The organism is Fervidicola ferrireducens (assembly GCF_001562425.1).
In the GTDB taxonomy this organism is placed as follows: domain Bacteria; phylum Bacillota; class Thermosediminibacteria; order Thermosediminibacterales; family Thermosediminibacteraceae; genus Fervidicola; species Fervidicola ferrireducens.
This window is the reverse complement of sequence record NZ_LOED01000003.1, coordinates 26,007-44,473: the sequence shown is the minus strand read 5'-3', so window position 1 is coordinate 44,473 and position 18,467 is coordinate 26,007. Positions and strand designations below refer to the sequence as shown.

Genomic DNA, 18,467 nt, shown 5'->3' with positions numbered 1-18,467 from the left:
TTGGGACGCAAAAAAAGACTGAAAGAAGAGCGGAAAATAGTATCGACAGAAAAAGCCGTTTTCCAGGATAAAACGTCAAATGAACGGAACATCCTATCTTACATAATATATGCCGGGCTTTTGCTTCTTCTCTTTTACCCCCCTTACTTCAGGGGACTGTTTTTCGACAGGGAGCTCTTGCCCACCCATATATATAGCGGAATTCTCTTTCTGCTGTGGATGATGTATAAGGGTACGACCCTGAAGGAAACCGAATTCTTCAGGTCACCTATAGATTACGCCGCTTTAGCCGTAGTTGGAGCGTATTTCATCTCCTTATTTGTCTCGGTAAACCTTCGCTACGCTGTCGGAGAGCTATTGAAGTATATAAACTATTTCATCGTATACTACCTGGTTTCGGACATAGCCAGGAGAGAAAGGGATAAAAGGATCATCCTGTGGGCTATGGTGCTTTCAGCTGCAGGTGTAGCCTTCGCGGGCATTGGTGCGGCGGCGGGCACTGTAAACTACCCCGGAGCTTTCGTTGGTGGCAGGATAAATTCAACTCTGCAGTATCCTAATACCCTCGCCGCATACCTCACCGCTGCCCTAATGCTTGGGTTTGGGCTCCAGGTTACTTCTGAAAAGCTGTGGCAAAAAACTGTCCTTGCGGCGGTAAACTACACCCTTTTTCTGGCATTTATCTTTGCGCTTTCCAGAGCTGCATGGTTGATGTTCCCGGTGTTTTATCTTATTCTGATTGTTGGCATACCCGGATCGTATAAAATGAAAGTCATTGGGTATTCACTGCAAACCTTCGCTGCAGGAATTTTCGCATCGCCGGGTTTTGATTCGGGAATAACCGGAGGGGAAACTAGCAAAGTATGGCTATGGTACGTGGCGGGGCTCATCTTCGCCGTAGTAGTATTTTATATTTTCGAAAAGCTTAGCGAGCGCATTACCGTTAGAATAAAACCCGTCACATTGATTTCTGCTTTCGTAATTCTGACGATAATAGCGGGTACCGCTGCGTATATAGCTCTTACAACAGAAAAACCCCTTACCCTGGCCCATGGCCCTGACGAGCCTGAAAGTTGGAAAACTTCGTGGTATACCGTGGGTAACGTAAAGCCCGATACCGAATACGTCCTAAAAGTCACAGTATCGACAAGGCCCGGACTGGAACAGGATAGATGGGGCGGGGCTGTCCTGATAAAGAGTGTCGATAAGAACAATAAAGAAACCGATATCAAAAGTGAATTTTTCAATAAAGCCCTAGACCATCAATTGATAGAAATTCCATTTAAATCGCTAAAAGACACTGCAAAGCTTCGTATAGGCTTCGCTAACAACTTCCCCGGTACTTCCGCCACTTTTAGCAACGCAGAAATTTTTGAAGCAAATGACAAAGCCGCAGGCCGGAGAATAATCCTGGCATACAAGTACATCCCTGAGGCTGTTGCGCAGAGACTATCAAGCATAAGCTTCGGCGAATTCAGCTTTCAGGGCAGGCTCAGCTTTTACCGGGATGCATTGAAAATAATAAAGGAACATCCAATACTCGGAATGGGCGGGGGTGGGTGGAAGTCCGCGTATTTTGCATACCAGTCGTACCGCTACTTTACCACAGAAGTACACAGCTTCTTCCTTCAGCTCATGGTGGAAACAGGCATAATCGGCCTTATAGCCTTCCTGGCCATACCGGTGCTGATTATCAGGAATTTAGTTATAAATAAAACGGACGACCCGGCACGCGGTGCTGTAAATTGGGCTGTCTTTTCCTCCGCTACAGCGCTCCTGGGGCACAGCGCCGTAGATTTCAACCTTTCTCTTGCAGCCGTTGCGATATACCTGTGGGCTCTTTTTGGCCTTGCAGCAGCGGACGGTATGACGGCCACCCAAACGGCGAAAAGAAGAAAGCCTGCCACAGGATCTTACGCAGTATGGGTCGCAGGTGGAATAACACTCCTTTTCATCGTGGGATCGGGGATGCTTTACAGCGGTTACTCTTACGGCCAGGAGGCCGTTCAGGCTCTCCAGAGCGGCGATATAGCGGGGGCTATGGAAGCCTTTGAAAAGGCTTCGAAGTACGATCCCCTTACTGCCTCTTTCAAAGCCGACCTTTCCCAGATTTACGATATAATAGCCGAGCAGGGGAAAAACAAAGAGCTCAAAGATAAAGCCGTAAAACTAAGAGAAGAAGCCGCCGCTATGGAGCCTTATAACGCAAACCTGAAGAGTTTGCTTGCTGAAATCTACCTTAGAGAAGGCAGGCTGGAAGAAGGTCTATCCCTCCTGGAGGAAGCGGCAAGGCTTAATCCATATAACATGAATGTCTGGGAAACTCTGGCGGAAGGATACGAAAAAGTAGCGGAAGTATATATAGCGAAAAACCAAGCTGACATGGCAAAAGAGCTCCTTGGAAAATGTGTTGATATTCCATCGAAGATAATTGAACTTAACCGGAAATCGCCCCAGAGCGATCCAGGCGTAGTAAAACTTTCAGCTACAAAAAATCTAATGCTATACCTCACAAAAGCGGAAAAACTTTCGGAAAGCCCGAACCGCGAAACCGTAAAGAAGTTAAAGGATCTAGTCTTTGCGGCAGACTTCAGCATCGACCTCAACGAAGACGGGCGGCCTGACCTGTGGGATGTATGGGGCGAAGGAGAAATAAAGATTGATCCAGACAGATTCGCAAGCATAAAGCCTGCAGGAGAATCGGACGTTACCTTATATCTTGCGGAAGGTATAAATCTTGAACCTAATGAGCCTTACGAGGTTGAGCTGGAAGCAGACGTTCTCAAGGGAGGATATAAAATAGATGTAATCGCTGACAATAGCGAAGTATTTAATTTGTCGGCTGATAAAGGAGAATTTGTTACACCGAATGATATAGAAGGAAAAGACACGAGGATTAGAGTATTTGTAAACCCCAAAAGCGATGTATATTTGAGAGGGTTTTTAGTGTATAAAAAATAAATTTTCACCAACATAAAAAACAAGAAGAAAGAAAAAAGCAAAAAGAAAGGACAAGAAAAAAATGTGGCAGCGCATAAAAGAAATATACGCTTACAGAGAAATGCTAAAAAATTTGGTATCAAAAGAACTAAGGGCAAGGTACAAAGGGTCAATTTTAGGGTTTTTTTGGACCTTTTTTAATCCCCTCTTGATGCTTATTGTCTATAGCTTTGTTTTCTCTTTTGTAATGAGATCGGGAATTAAAAATTACGCCATGTTCCTATTTGTGGCTTTGCTGCCCTGGAATTATCTTTCTAGCTCCATCCTACAGGGGGCGGCTAGCCTTGTTCAGAATGCTTCTTTGATAAAAAAAGTGTATTTTCCAAGGGAAGTGCTGCCTCTTTCGGTTGTGCTAGCAAATTTAATAAATTACCTTTTAAGCCTGTTGATACTTATGCCGGCCCTTATGCTCTTTAAAATTCGGCTGACATGGGCTCTTTTAGCCTTTCCTTTAGTCCTTTTAGTAGAAACTGTACTTGTAGCTTCACTTACCCTTTTGGTTTCAGTGGGTAATGTTTATTTCAGGGACTTAGAGCATATAACCGGAGTCTTCATGACTGCATGGTTTTTCCTTACTCCGGTGGTCTACTCGGCCGACACGGTGCCTCCTAATGCAAAGAAATTTTTCTCATTAAATCCAGCAGCACATATCATCGAAGCCTACCGCGATATATTCTATGAAGGAATGTGGCCAGATTGGAAGGCCCTTTTATACGTCGGTTTGGGCTGCCTGATTTTATTTTGGCTAAGCCTCTTGGCATTCCAGCGATGGCAGAAGGATATAGCAGAAGAAATATAAATGAAAACGGAGGAAGGGTTTGGGTTGGTACAGGAAATATCTAACGAAATAGCTATAGAAGTGAAAGATGTATGGAAAAAATTCCGACTATATCACGAAAAAACTTATAGCTTGAAAGAAAGGATTATATTCTGGGGACGAAGTAAGGCCGAGGATTTCTGGGCTTTAAAAGGGATAAACCTAACCATTCCTAAAGGCAGTACTGTAGGGCTTATAGGCCGCAATGGCTCAGGAAAGAGCACTTTACTTAAGATAATAAGCCGCATTCTTTATCCAACGCGGGGAGAGGTGAAAATAAACGGCCGGGTTTCCACTCTTCTGGAGCTAGGGGCAGGTTTTCACCCCGACTTCACCGGGCGTGAGAACATCTTTCTCAATGCCTCCATCCTAGGCCTGAGTAGGAAGGAGATAAAGGAGCGACTCGACGACATCATCGCTTTTTCGGAGCTCGGAGATTTCATCGATAATCCTGTGCGCAACTACTCCTCAGGCATGTACATGAGGCTGGGCTTCGCTGTGGCTGTCCATGTAGACCCAGAAATTCTTCTTATCGATGAGGTCCTAGCTGTAGGAGATCTTGCCTTCCAGGAAAAGTGCCTGGCCAAGATAAAGGAACTACAGAAAAAGGGGACTACTATCATCTTAGTTACTCACTCCCCTAAACAAATACAAGATCTATGCGACCTGGCCGTATGGCTTGACAAAGGGGAAATGAAAATGCAGGGTTCGGCTATAGAGGTAGCAGAGGCGTATGCAAGGTATGTAAGTGGGAAAGAAAGGTAAGGATTGTTAATTCGGGGGAGATGAATAAGAGTGAAATTGCAAGGAGTTAATGTTTTAATCGATGCATACAACTTGGAGTTACCATATTCTACTGGGATAAAGACTTATGGAAAAACGCTTATTAAAGCATTACAGCTTCTTGGAGCAAATGTAAAAATATTAACCAGTAAAAATCTAGCTACAAAAGAGCCAATTCTCAGTGAAGTTCTTTGGTACGATACATCTAACAATTCACCTCTAAATAGGTTCTCTCTTTTTATTAGCGGAATAAAAGCAGTAAGTGGTATACTTTGGAAAGCATCGAAAATAAAACGCGCTGGTTTTGTAATTCCAAAAGATCGAGAGGATGAGGCATTCTTAGATTCTGTAGATGTTTTTGCCTTACCTAGGTGCTATACCATTGCGTATTTGGTGCAGAAAATTTATCCATCAGCTACTGCAATAATTCCAGAACGCATTGATATATGGCACACAACCTACCCTGTGCCTCTACAAATAAAAGGGGCAAAAAGAATTACTACAATTCACGATCTTATTCCTTTGCGGCTTCCGTACGCAACACTTGATGATAAAAAAGTGTTTTATCGCAACGTTAAAAGCGCGCTTAAATCCTCTGCAGTTATTTTAACTGTGTCTGAATCAACCAAAAATGACATTTTGGAGGCTTATGAAATTGACCCTAATAAAATTTTCGTCACTTATCAACCTGTGTTTCTTCCCCAAATTTCACACGAGAAGGTCCATGAAGTTGTCAAATCCTATGGACTTAAATATGGGGATTATATTCTCTTCGTTGGAACAATAGAACCTAAAAAGAATGTAGCTAGACTAATACGTGCTTATAATTTAGTCGGGACAAATATGCCTCTTGCCATTGTTGGAAGGAAAGGATGGATGTACGAAGATGTTGAGCCTTTGTTAAAAAAGAAAGGAGTTAAATGGTTATCAAATGTGCCCTCTAAAGATCTCAGTTACTTATACGCGGGAGCTTATTGTTTTGTCTTTCCTTCCCTTTATGAAGGATTTGGTTTACCGCCGCTTGAAGCAATGTCAGTTGGATGTCCTGTAATCACGTCCAACGTCTCATCGTTGCCTGAGGTATGCGGTGATGCTGCCTTATATGTCGATCCCTATAACGTAAGTGATATCCGAGAAAAATTAGAGAAAATTTTGAGCGATAGAGACTTGCGAGAAAAAATGGTCTCAAAGGGTAGAGAGAGGGCAAAGCTATTTAGTATGGAAAATTATATCGAGAAACTATATAAAGCTTATTCCTCAGTTCTATAAGTTGTATATCAGCATCTATCAGAAAGATAGGCGAAGTATATATTGTTAGAATGGACTCCAAGCTTTATGGTAAGTGCTTAGAAAGAACTTCGTAGAAAGAACTTCGTAGCTTTTTAGATTTTTATATCAACTAAGTTTAAATTAACAAACAAGTTTAAATTAAGTTTGGGTAGAAATTTGAATGAGCAAGGAGCCAAAGGTAATGTTAGTAGGCATCGATGCTCGTTATGGTCTGAGAAAAAAACGTAGAGGTATAGGAAACTACATCTACTACCTTCTATCTGAATTCCGCCGGATGAAGCCTCCAGGGTTTGAGTTTGTTCTCTACGTGGACAAGACGGCGGATCCAGAAGTGGTGGAAGAATTTCGGCAAAGCTCCTTTACTATCCGAGTGCTCTCTGCTATTAACCTAGCCTGGTGGGAACAGGTGGCACTGCCACTGGCTGCTTGGCGAGACAAAATCAATCTCCTCCACTGTACTAGTAATATTGCACCAGTACTGTTTAAGCCATGTCCCCTAATTACTACCATCCACGACGTGATAGAATTCCGACGTAGTGAGTTTGGTGATACTAAACTTTCCCTTCGACACCGCTTAAGTCGGGCATATCGAATGGGTGTGTTACCATATGTAGCACGACTAAGTGATGCGATTATCACGGTATCAGAATATTCGCGTCGCGATATATCCCAGATTTTAAAAGTCCCACTTCAAAAAATTACGGTGACTTATGAAGCGCCGACAATTTCGCACGCTTCACTTGGTAATATTGAGAAAACCTGCTCCTTGTTAGGTATACCACAAAAATATATCTTTGCTCTTGGAGCGTTAGACAAACGCAAGAACACGGCAAAACTTCTCGAAGCATATCACCAGCTGCGTTCTCAAACAAATACAGATGTAGCTCTGGTGGTGGCAGGTATAGAAAAACCAGAAGTTTTTGCCCCGTTAGCCAGAGAAGGAGTTCACCTTTTTGGTTTCCTGCCGGATGAGATAATTGCTGTTCTATACCGACATGCCATTTTCTTTGTTTACCCTTCGCTCTACGAAGGTTTTGGATTGCCGGTACTAGAGGCGATGGCCTGTGGAACGCCTGTAATATGTTCCGGAACTACTTCTGTTGCTGAGGTAGCTGGCGAAGCTGCGTTAAAGTTAGATCCAAATAGTATTAGTGATTTGAGTGCTAAGATGAAACAACTTCTCGATAACCCCGAACTGCGTATTGAATTGGCTAGGAAGGGAATCCTCAGGGCAAAAGAGTTCTCTTGGGAACGGTGTGCACAAGATACACTTTCGATTTACCGTAAAGTGATGGATGATACAAAATGAAGATTATTTTTTTAACTGCTGAGCCTCCTTGGCCACTCGACCAGGGAGATAAAGTACGAAACTTTCATTTACTAAAAGCCATTGCGACGAAGCATGAGGTAACCTTTGTGTGCTTCTGTCCACCGGAAGAAAAGTATGGTAAGTGGCGGGAATTATTATCATCTCTCTGCCACGCAGTTTATACGGTGCCGCTTAGCAGAGGACAAATGCTAATAAACGTTCTGCGCTTACCACACCTGCCGGTTACGATGGCCGCGCGGACATCAGCCCGTATGGTACAGCTGCTACGCCACCTGACGTCCTGTGAGGATTATGATATTTCCTTTGCCTGCCAGTTAAAGATGGCCGGGTACCTAAGGTACTGCACTACCCGCCGACGTGTAGCTGACCTTACAGATATGGTGAGCCTCTTTCGCCGCCGTATGCTCCGTTTTGCACCTTCATGGTTGGGAAAGGCTTTTGATGCGGTTGAGGCGTACCGTCTGGCCTACTGGGAGAAATGGGTGGCCCGATTAGCTGATTTGGTGCTTTTAGTATCTCCAGTAGATGCAGCAGAATTGGCGAGAATGACTTCGAGAACGCGTGTTGCTATCTTACCAAATGGGGTAGATTTAGATTACTTCCAGCCACTTCCAGATCCAGGAAAACCCACTTTGATCTTCTGGGGTCATCTGCGATATCCGCCCAATGCTGACGGGATTATATGGTTCTGCAGAAAGGTTTTTCCATTGATAAGAGAAGCAGTTCCGGAAGCAACGCTACTGGTGGTAGGGAAAGAGCCACCCCCCGAAGTTGCATCGCTTGCACACATCCACGGGGTTGAGCTTTTGGGCTACGTGCCAGATCTGCGTACTTATCTGGCCCAAGCTTCAGTAGTGGTCGTACCCTTACGTTTTGGTTCTGGCATCCGTAATAAGATCCTGGAAGCTCTGGCCTCTGGCCGCGCATTGGTCTCCACTTCTTTAGGCTGCGAAGGCTTGGAGGTAACCCCAGGAGTTCACTTGGAAGTAGCAGATGAGCCGGCTGAATTTGCTGCTAAAGTGATTGACTTGCTGTGCAATCCTTCCCGTAGAGCCGCCTTTTCTGCTAATGGCCGCAAGCTGGTAGAAGAGAAATATAGCTGGGAAGCAGTCGGTGAAAAATTGTTTGAGCTTTTCAGGGACAATAAATGAAAAATGATACTGATTAGTGGAATTTTTTCTTTCATTGACTAAAACCACATATGAGAAAAAGCGGCATGTGGAATTAGCCGAGTGCAAGATCTGAAAGCGAGAGGAATTATAGAAAATATAAGCCACTATAAAGGTAGCATTTAGAGGAAGTTCTACTCATTTGTGTTTTTGAGTGTAAATTACTATAGGCTATGGGCAGGATTTAAGCTTAGGTTCTTTATTTAATTGCTTCCTTTTCAAAAAAGACAATACACAGGTGATAATGATTCATGTTTACTAACTCAAAAGGCAAAGTACTATTCCTTGCCACAGTCTATACTCACCTTGCTTATTTTCATATACCTTTTATGCAGCTACTGCAAAATAAAGGCTACGAAGTACACGCAGCAGCTTCTCCGGATGGGGGAGGAAAAGAAGATGTAGAGGCTACAGGGGCAAAGTGTTGGGATATACCCTTTTCACGTTCGCCCTATAGCCCTAAAAATTGGCGAGCTTTAAAAGAATTATGCCGCCTGTTCGAGGCTTACCGCTTTAACCTTATCCATGTCCATACCCCTGTAGCTGCTTTTTTAGGAAGGTTTATAGCTAGAGTTAAAAATCAAGGTCCTGTATTGTATACGGCTCATGGATTTCACTTTTACCGGGGTGCACCTTTAAAAAACTGGCTCTTATATTACCCCTTGGAGCGACTGGCTTTCCGCTGGACCGAAGGGCTCATCGTGATCAATAGGGAAGATTTTGAAAGCGCCTGCCGGCTCGGTTTTGAGCCGGGCAGAAACCTTTTTTACGTGCATGGTGTAGGAGTAGATCTTGGCTATTATACATCTCTGTCTTCCATAGGAGAATACGTACGGGCGGAGCTCGGCATTTCCTCCTCCGATATAATTGTAACCTGTGTAGCAGAAATGAGTCCCAATAAAAATCACATGTTGCTCTTGAGTGCATGGAAGAAGCTATCGGCAGAATACTCTCATTGTCACCTTCTGTTGGTGGGTAAAGGAGAACTGATGCCGGTTCTGCAGAAAAAAGTAAGGAAAGAAAAAATACCCCGTGTGTATTTCCTCGGCTACTGCCGGGACGTGCCTCAGATCCTTCGGGAAAGTGATATTTTCACTCTAACCTCAAAGCGTGAAGGCCTTCCTAAGTCTATTATGGAAGCTATGGCTGCCGGGAAACCGGTGGTGGCTACCAATGTGCGCGGCAGTCGAGATCTGGTGGAACACGGGAAAACAGGGTTTTTGGTAGAATTAGGGGATACTGAAGGTTTGTTTCTTGCCCTTAAGAGTCTTATCGAAAACGAAGAGTTACGGAAAACTATGGGCAAAGCGGGTCGTGAAAAGATTAAAGATTATTCCTTAGACAGGGTCCTTAATGAGATGGAAGCTATTTACATGCGTTATTTGTAGCAGTATAAGTTGTCAACCGCTGACAATTCCAGCTGGAAACTTATGGTTGATTGTCATAATTGACAAGCGAAGTAATAGGGGAGCTACTCTATGGATGGAAAAACAAAAAAGAATTTAACTTCCTTATTATTGGCAATACTAGACATATTTTTTATCAATTTGGGTTATTTATTAATTTTCCATTTATGGAAAGGTAAATTTTCAACCGAGAATATACAGGCATACATTACCGTCATCCCTGTAATTTCGATAACGGCTTTGATATTATTCAACATATACGGTTTATATGACATCGAAAGAAGAAACATAAGTGAACTGGCTATCTCAAGCGTAATTGCGCTCTCCTTTTCAAATATTATCGGCATGGCTTCAAGCTTTTTCCTTCGGAGTTTTGCCTTTCCGAGGAGTGTTTTTATCGGTGGTTTTATACTGCAGACGGTTTTTATCGTTATTTTAAGGTACATAGCAATAAATTTATACAAAAAGATACACGGCCCGGAACGATTGCTCATAGTAGGCAGGGAGGAAGATGCAAAGCAGATTATAAACAGCATTTCCAGGATAGACCGCGGATGGGTTGACTGCAGGTATGCGGTACTGGGGAACGAGGTGGAAACGCTGGAAGGGGCTATAGACCTGGCCGATACCATATTTTTGACGGCTGAGGCGGCTAAAAATTTAAAAAAAGAGATTGTGGACGCCTCATTAAAGGGAAAGAAAATCGCCATCATTCCGGATTTATACGAAATATTAATGCCGAAGGCCAGGCTTGTCACCTTCGATGATTTACTGGTCTTTGAACTCCCCAACTGGAATATAAGTAAGGGCCAGCAGGCAATTAAAAGGGCCCTGGATTTTGTCTGCGCCCTGGTTGGCTTGATTTTATCCCTTCCGCTAATTGCTGTTATATCGATCCTTATCAAACTGACCTCCGAAGGGCCGGTCTTTTTCGTCCAGGAGAGAGTCGGCCAGTACGGGAAAAGATTCAAACTTTATAAGTTCAGGACCATGAAAAACAATGCTGAAAAGCATACCGGTCCTGTCATCGCCGCCAGAGACGACCCGCGACTGACCCCCCTGGGTAAGATACTGCGGGCACTAAGGATTGATGAAATCCCTCAGCTTGTAAACGTCCTCAAAGGCGACATGAGCCTCATAGGGCCGAGGCCGGAAAGGCCGATTTTTGTCGAGAAATACTGTCAAATCAATCCTTATTACAATTATCGCCACCTGGTGAAGCCAGGGATTACGGGCCTGGCTCAGGTTATGGGGAGTTATGATACTTCCTTCGAGGATAAACTCAGGTATGACCTGTATTATATCAGCAATTACTCCCTTTTGCTTGATTTAAAAATATTCTTCCTCACCATAAAAACTGTTTTGTTGGCGGAAGGCATTGTAAAGAAAAAGAATATCGATGTCGATGAACAGTGGCAGAATATGATAGTCTTCTGCAGCGAAGAGCTGTCTTCAAGTAGGGAAAATAAATAAGAGAAAGGGTAATAACTCATAGAATCTTAAAAAATACCTGCTATGTTGTGAAGACTTTTTTTATCTAGTATTAACGTGAAATCTGTTATATGGTTAAGAACACAACTTTTGGCAGGAAAAACTAATTTAATGTCGAATAAACAAACATATAGTAATATTTACTAATAGCAAAATACATACATAAATATGTGCGCATAAATATTTGAGGGGGCATGATAGGGCTAGACTTAACTAAAGGAGGCAGAATAGGTGATAGATATACACGCCCATATATTGCCAGGAATAGACGATGGCTCTCCGGATCTGGAGACATCCTTAAAAATGGCCGAAATAGCCGCATCTGAAGGCATAAAAAAGATGGTGGCAACCCCCCATTTTATTCCTAAAGAGAGGGAAGTTGAAAGAGAGCTCATCCTAGAGAAGGTAGATGAACTGAACAACCTGCTCAGAAAAAAAGGTATCGATTTGGAAATATACCCTGGGCAGGAAGTATTCCTTTCGCCGGAAATACCTGAGCTTCTCGATAAGGGCAGGCTTATTACCCTTTTCGACGGCGGAAAATACCTGCTGGTGGAGCTTCCCATGATGAGCATACCCCAGTACGCCCTAAATATAATCCATTCAATTCACCTCCGGGGAATAAAGGTAATACTAGCCCATCCGGAGAGAAACATGGAGATAGCGAATGATGTGAATAGACTGCGCGATTTTGTAAGGATTGGTGCTTTAGTGCAGGTAAATTCCTTGAGCCTTACCGGTGTTTTTGGAAGAACTTGTCAAAAGGTTGCTTTAAAAATAGTAAGGTCTGGCCTTGCACACATCATAGCTACGGACTGTCATACCGCTCGTTCTAGAGCTCCGAGAGTTAAAAAGGCTGCGAATTTAATCGGCGAAAAGACGACGAAACTTTTAGCTAAAGAAAATCCCTTTTTGATTATGGAAGGGAAAGAGGTAGAAACATCTGTTGAAGTAGGTAGAGAGAAACGATTCGGTCTTGTAGAAAGAATAACCCTTTTATTTAACAGTTTAAAAACCATTAAAGAATAAAAAATCTAAAAAATCGCAAGTAAAGACGGAGGCGAAAACTTTGGAGGAAATTATCTACGAAGAAGATATAATCAATCTGAAGGATGTAATCGCCGTTTTAAGAAAGAGGTCAAGACTTATAGCTGCCGTAGTTGTCGTATGCGTAGCTGTAGCGGTAATCTATACTTTCCTCATCAAAAAGCCTGTCTACGAATCCTATACCACCATAATGGTCGGGAAACCCGTTCCAAGAGTCCAAGATTCAAGCACTCCGGTTACTTATCAGGAACTTCAAACTAACCGTTTACTTGTGTCAACATACGGTGAAATAGCCAAAAGCCGCTCCACGTTGGAAGAAGTAATCAGAAAACTTAACCTGAATACTACTTATGAAAAGTTGAAGGAACAAGTAAAGGTAAAACTCGTCAAGAATACCGAGATTATCGAAATAAGGGCAGCGGACCATGATCCTGGAATGGCGGCTACCATAGCCAACGCAGTTGCCGAGAGTTTTTCACGGCAAGTCATCAGGATAATGAATGTAGAAAACGTTCAGGTGATAGATGAGGCCATCCCTATTTATGAAAAAGTGCAGCCAAAGCCGCTTTTAAATTTGATGCTTTCGCTGGTAGTAGGCTTGATAATGGGGGTTGCTCTGGCTTTTCTTAAAGAGTCGCTTGATACAACTATAAAGTCGCCTGAAGATGTAGCAAATTATCTTGGTCTGCCCGTCATAGGCGCCATACCTTACGTTGAAAAAGGAGAGGTAGATTAATGGAAGAAAGGGAGCTCGAGCTATTCATAATGAATGATCCGAAATCGGTGATTTCGGAAGCATTCAGGGTGCTGAGGACTAACTTGCAATTTTCAAGTATAGACAAGCCTGTAAAAAAAGTGGTTGTGACCAGCAGCATGCCGCAGGAAGGGAAAAGCACTGTTGCCGCAAACTTAGCAGTTTCTATTGCCAGCACCAGGAGCAAGGTCCTTCTGGTGGACGCTGACCTTAGAAGACCTAAGCTTTACAAACTCTTCCGCCTGGAAAATTATAAGGGACTTTCGAATTTTCTCGCCGAAGACCTTCCGCTAGAATCGGTTATAACCAAAATGGCAAATTTACATATCATAACGAGCGGACCGATTCCACCAAATCCTGCAGAAATATTGGGTTCGTCAAAAATGAAAAAATTTCTCGATGAAATGGCTACCAAATACGACATGATCCTTCTCGACGCTCCGCCGGTTAACAGTGTGGCTGATGCTGCAATACTGTCAACTTTGGTAGATGGGGTAATTCTTGTGGTTGAAACAGGTGTAACGGCTAGAGAAGCTGCTATAGCTGCAAAACAGCAGCTAGAGAAAGTTAATGCAAAGATCTTAGGAGTGGTGCTTAATAAAATTAAGCAGGATAAAAATGGAGGATATTACTATTATTACTATTATTACGGTGAAGAGGGCACTAAGAAAAGAAAAAAGAAAAGATAGAAGGTGAAAAAAATGAGCAATGGCCAGGTAGAGATAAGAAAAACCGGCCGGAATATCATCCCTCAAAGTAATGAAGCCACAATTACTTTGAGGCCAGCCCCGACCGTTGACCTGGCTCACGCCCTCTGGGGGGCACTCGAAATCGCTTTAATAGTAGCTTTGGATTTTATAGGGATTGCGGCTAGCTTTATCCTTGCACTGTTTGTCAGGATTCGGATTTTACCGGTGCTTAGCCCGCTTTACTCTTTAGCGGTTCCCGAAAAACTAGTGAACAACTTCTGGTGGTTTATAGCGATCGTTCTTGGCATTTTTGCTTATGAGGGTTTATATACTACTCGGCACCCTTTCTGGCGAGAATTAAGGCGCCTGGTTAAGGGTATCACTCTGGCTTTCCTTATAGTTTTTGCCATTATCTACATGATAAAATTGAGCAATGAAGTATCAAGAACGGTATTAGCGCTTTCATATATATTATGCCTTATGATATTACCTTTATGCAGGTATGTGGGGAAAACATTTTTTGCTAAACTCGGCTTATGGCGCCGAAAAGTATTGATTCTTGGTGCAGGTAAGACTGGCGAGCTTCTTGCAAAAACTTTAAGCAAAGATTCCTACCTTGGTTATGAAGTGGTAGGTTTCTTGGAAGATGATCCTAGTAAGAAGCATAAAATTTTCACAGTAAAAAATGGTACCAAACTAAAAGTACTCGGGAATTTCAGCGATGCTCCCGAAGTAATGCAACGCCTTGGGGTGCGCCACCTGGTGGTTGCTGCACCAGGAATGCCATCACAAAAGCTTGTGAAATTAGTGAATCGCTTGCAGCGGGCTGCAGCATCAGTGCTGGTTATACCTGATCTCTTCGGTATCCCGGTAAGCAGTGCAGAAATAGACTATTTCTTCGACGAGCAAATACTCGGCTTCCGAGTGCGAAACAATCTGGCAAGCCCTGTCAATATGTTCCTCAAGCGCGCTTTTGACCTGATAGTAGGCAGCATTGCTTTACTTATCAGCGCGCCAATAATGGCTTTGATAGCCATTGCTATAAAACTTGATTCACCTGGGCCGGTTATCTTTGCCCACAATAGGATTGGCCGGGGTGGGAAGGAGTTTAAATGCTATAAGTTTAGGACGATGTACCTGAATAATGAGGAAATCCTGCGAAAATATTTAGCATCAAACCCCGCGGCAAAAGAAGAATGGGAGAAATACGCTAAGCTTAAAGGTTATGACCCTCGGGTTACCAGAGTAGGACGGTTCCTGAGGAAGTTCAGCCTGGATGAGCTGCCGCAGATCTTCAACGTCCTTAAAGGCGAAATGAGTCTGGTTGGGCCGCGGCCTTATCTTCCGCGAGAAAGGTTTCGTATGGATAATTTTGCGGAAACTATATTGCTGGCCCGCTCTGGGATTACCGGCCTTTGGCAGGTTAGCGGAAGAAACGAGATAGACTTTGAAGGCCGTCTGCGTCTCGAATCCTGGTACGTGCGCAACTGGTCCTTGTGGCTTGATATTATCATCCTCATACGCACTGTTGGTGTGGTGCTGTCGAAGAAAGGCGCATATTAATATTAATTCATTTCATTTATTGTATATTTTGCACCATGAAACGCAATATAAAACTTTTCTATAGGGAGTGTTAATTAAAAAATGCACATTACAGTAGTCGGAATGGGTTACGTAGGTCTTGCTGCGGCAGTAGCTTTTTCCTACATTGGGCATCATGTGATAGGTGTAGAAAAAGATCCCCAAAAACTGAAGCTGCTGCAAGAGGGTGAGAGCCCTATTCTAGAACCAGGGATAGAAGAACTGTTGAATCAATGCAAGGAAAGGCTAAGCTTTACTGATAATACCGCTCAAGCTGTGTCAGATTCAGATATAATTATGATTGCTGTTGGCACTCCTCCCAAAGAGAATGGAGAAGCAGACCTCTGCTATGTTGAAGAAGCAGCACGTCAAGCAGCTATGGGGATGGTCTCCGGAGCGACCTACGTAATAGTTATAAAATCAACTGTACCTATTGGGACTAATAGAAGAGTTATGCATATAATCAATAAAACATTAGCTGAGCGAGGAGTTAAAGCAAATGTTTATGTTGCTTCTAATCCTGAATTTTTGCGGCAAGCAATGGCATTGAAAGATACGCTATATCCAGACCGCATTGTCGTGGGGGCAGAAACAACAGAAGCAATAGAGGCTTTACAAAGGCTATATAGGCCAATTTTAGAACAATCATTTATTCCGCCGCTATCTTTACCGCGCCCTGAAGGGTATTCTCTGCCTCCCCTGGTTACAACTGATCCCACCAGCGCGGAGATGATAAAGTACGCAGCCAATGCCTTTTTGGCTCTTAAAATTAGTTTTATTAATGAAATTGCCGGGCTTTGCGAAAAGGTGGGGGCGGATGTAAAAGATGTAGCCCGGGGAATAGGCCTTGATCCCCGTATTGGCCCCCGATTCTTGCAGGCAGGACTGGGATGGGGAGGTTCGTGTTTCCCCAAAGACACCGCTGCCTTACTGGCGATTGCCGCTGAGTACGGTTATACCATGCCCATTATTGAAGCGGCTCGGGCTGTAAATGCCAGGCAGCGCACCCTGGTAGTGGAAAAGTTGCAGAGTGTGCTAAAAATCCTCCGCGGTCGGGTTATAGGTATATTGGGCTTAGCATTCAAACCGGGAACAGATGATATTCGCGAATCTCCAGCCCTGGATCTTGTTCGCATCCTTATCGAGCGAGGGGCACACGTAAAGGTGCACGACCCGGTCGCTATGCCTAAAGTTAGATTGACCTTGAAAGAGCTTCCAGTTGATTATGCGGATGATCCTTATACCCTGGCTGAAGGATGCGATGCTTTGATTTTAGCCACGGAGTGGGAAACATACCGGAATTTAGACCTGGCTCTTCTTGCAAGGCGGATGAACCAGCCTGTGCTTGTAGATGGACGCAACTTTTTTGATCCGGAGCAGGTCCGACGGGCAGGGTTCATCTACATGGGGGTAGGAAGATGAAACACGCGTTGGTTACTGGAGGGGCTGGTTTTATTGGAAACCATCTGGTGTATCGGCTTCTTCAGCCGGAAGGCGTAACGAATGCTCATGCAAGTATTTATAAAACGCTCAGTCCACTTGGATATTGCCACAAGGCAGCTATTTACTGAGCTTAAGTAATTTTATTCAAGTTCCGAAAAACTAAAAGCTTCCTTATGAGTGTTTCTAGTTAAGAGCGAAGTTTTGAAGCCAATAATTAACATTGGAGTTCACTTGTAGGTTTTTCTATCACCGATTACGCTAAAGTGGAGACATTAACTTAACTGTAGGCAATAAGAATAACAACTGGGTGTTGGCCATGTTAAGGTTACGCACTTTAGAAAGATTATTTGTTCTAATATCACTCCTTCTTCTATCAAGTGATCTGCTGCCTTTATGGCGCAGAATAAGCGGATTTGATTTTAGTGTCGTTGAAGGGGACCCTCTCCAGCGGGCCGTATTTGCAGGTATTTTTACCGTAAGTTTTCTTCTTTTGATCTTACGTTCGCGCCGGACTTTAGATACCCTGCGTGCCGGTATTTTCCTTTGGCCCTTACTGGGCTGGGCTCTCCTCTCTGTACTTTGGTCAGAGGTTCCAGAAGTAACCATACGTAGAGAAATTGCCCTCCTAGGAACCACCGTGTTTGGCATATACCTAGCCAGCCGCTTTGAGCATGGGGAGTTTTTGCGGCTTTTGGGGTGGACCCTACTAATATCGGTAGTATTGAGCTATCTTTTTATCTTTTTGATTCCGGATTGGGGAATAATGGAAGATACTCGTGGGGAGGCTTGGTGCGGCATATACGTTCACAAAAACGGGTTGGGCAGGATGGCTGCGCTTGCTGCAATAGTTTTTCTACTGCTTACCAGAAGTGAACCGCGTCGGCGTTATGTATGGTGGAGTAGTTTAATTTTAGCGATTGGTCTGCTGTTAGGGTCGCGCTCGGCTACGGCTCTTGTTGTGTTAATCTCTTTATTGCTCTTCTTGCCGGTAATCAAGATCTTAAGAATGCGTTATGATTTGGTAATACCTTTGCTTATTATGCTTGTAATGGTAGCGGGTGCTTTAACATGGTTCATAAGTACGAATATAGAAAAGCTTCTGGAAATATTGGGGAGAGACGCGACGCTTACAGGCCGCACATATTTATGGGAAGCGGTGATTTTCATGGCCAGTCAGCGCCCCTGGCTGGGTTATGGCTATGAAGCATTCTGGTTGGGGTGGGATGGCCCATCAGCTTTGGTTTGGCAAAGTATTTCCTTCCAAGCACCACATGCTCATAATAGCTTTCTTGATCTCTGGTTAACACTAGGATTTATCGGGATTGGGCTTTTTGCTATTTCCTATTTAACGGCACTTGGACAAGCTCTTAAGTCGCTGAAAAAGACGGAGGAATATTTGGCACTGTGGCCTACAATCTATCTATTATTTATGTTGTTATATAGCATAAGCGAGAGTAGTATTCTGCGACAATATAGTGTTTTATGGGTACTTTACGTAGCAGTGGTTCTAGGAGTAGATCGGGGGAGTTATAGAACTGATGTAAGGGCGAAGCGGGAAGGAATAAAACGATATGCAGTTACAACTGATATACAGTGATCACTTGCTCCCGCCAGCAGAAGCTTTTGTCCTCTCATAAGGTGAGTCTATAAATGAATTTATAGCTATA

14 protein-coding genes are annotated in these 18,467 nt (G+C 43.5%); all 14 read left to right on the top strand.

What is annotated here, in order from left to right:
• The 14 genes from AN618_RS02085 (at position 1) to AN618_RS02020 (ending at position 18,397) form a co-directional block, all read left to right on the top strand.
• Positions 1-2,961, top strand: coding sequence for an O-antigen ligase family protein (locus AN618_RS02085; protein WP_066351471.1), 2,961 nt, complete (start codon positions 1-3; stop codon positions 2,959-2,961).
• Between the two features lie 61 nt (positions 2,962-3,022).
• Entirely contained in the window at positions 3,023-3,799 is a 777-nt protein-coding gene (locus tag AN618_RS02080; protein WP_066351469.1) for an ABC transporter permease, read from the top strand.
• Positions 3,800-4,582, top strand: a complete 783-nt coding sequence (locus AN618_RS02075) for an ABC transporter ATP-binding protein (protein WP_066351466.1) — start codon at positions 3,800-3,802, stop codon at positions 4,580-4,582.
• Positions 4,583-4,612: 30 nt separating this feature from the next.
• Positions 4,613-5,869: a glycosyltransferase family 4 protein gene (locus AN618_RS02070; protein WP_066351463.1), complete on the top strand. Its 1,257-nt coding sequence runs from the start codon at positions 4,613-4,615 to the stop codon at positions 5,867-5,869.
• 202 nt (positions 5,870-6,071) lie between these two features.
• Positions 6,072-7,199 (top strand): glycosyltransferase family 4 protein, encoded by a 1,128-nt coding sequence (locus AN618_RS02065; protein ID WP_066351460.1) that lies wholly within the window; start codon positions 6,072-6,074, stop codon positions 7,197-7,199.
• Positions 7,196-8,371 carry a glycosyltransferase gene (locus AN618_RS02060; RefSeq protein ID WP_066351459.1) on the top strand — a complete coding sequence of 392 codons (1,176 nt, stop codon included), beginning with the start codon at positions 7,196-7,198 and terminating at the stop codon, positions 8,369-8,371. The genes AN618_RS02065 and AN618_RS02060 overlap by 4 nt, the downstream gene beginning before the upstream one ends.
• 269 nt (positions 8,372-8,640) lie before the next feature.
• Complete coding sequence (locus tag AN618_RS02055; RefSeq protein ID WP_066351457.1) at positions 8,641-9,777, top strand: glycosyltransferase family 4 protein; 1,137 nt, start codon at positions 8,641-8,643, stop codon at positions 9,775-9,777.
• Positions 9,778-9,867: 90 nt separating this feature from the next.
• Complete coding sequence (locus AN618_RS02050) at positions 9,868-11,268, top strand: sugar transferase (RefSeq protein ID WP_066351455.1); 1,401 nt, start codon at positions 9,868-9,870, stop codon at positions 11,266-11,268.
• Positions 11,269-11,517: 249 nt separating this feature from the next.
• A complete protein-coding gene (locus tag AN618_RS02045; protein WP_066351453.1) occupies positions 11,518-12,315 on the top strand; it encodes a tyrosine-protein phosphatase in 798 nt (265 codons plus the stop codon).
• Positions 12,316-12,355: 40 nt separating this feature from the next.
• Positions 12,356-13,069 (top strand): YveK family protein, encoded by a 714-nt coding sequence (locus tag AN618_RS02040; RefSeq protein ID WP_083514993.1) that lies wholly within the window; start codon positions 12,356-12,358, stop codon positions 13,067-13,069.
• Positions 13,069-13,776 carry a CpsD/CapB family tyrosine-protein kinase gene (locus AN618_RS02035; RefSeq protein WP_066351450.1) on the top strand — a complete coding sequence of 236 codons (708 nt, stop codon included), beginning with the start codon at positions 13,069-13,071 and terminating at the stop codon, positions 13,774-13,776. The genes AN618_RS02040 and AN618_RS02035 overlap by 1 nt, the downstream gene beginning before the upstream one ends.
• A gap of 12 nt (positions 13,777-13,788) precedes the next feature.
• On the top strand, positions 13,789-15,339 hold the full coding sequence (gene wbaP, locus AN618_RS02030; RefSeq protein ID WP_066351447.1) for an undecaprenyl-phosphate galactose phosphotransferase WbaP: 1,551 nt from the start codon (positions 13,789-13,791) through the stop codon (positions 15,337-15,339).
• Positions 15,340-15,420: 81 nt separating this feature from the next.
• Positions 15,421-16,779 carry a UDP-glucose dehydrogenase family protein gene (locus AN618_RS02025; protein WP_066351445.1) on the top strand — a complete coding sequence of 453 codons (1,359 nt, stop codon included), beginning with the start codon at positions 15,421-15,423 and terminating at the stop codon, positions 16,777-16,779.
• A gap of 337 nt (positions 16,780-17,116) precedes the next feature.
• The gene (locus AN618_RS02020) at positions 17,117-18,397 is read left to right on the top strand and encodes an O-antigen ligase family protein (RefSeq protein ID WP_066351443.1); all 1,281 of its coding nucleotides are present in this window, start codon (positions 17,117-17,119) and stop codon (positions 18,395-18,397) included.
• Positions 18,398-18,467 lie beyond the last annotated feature (70 nt).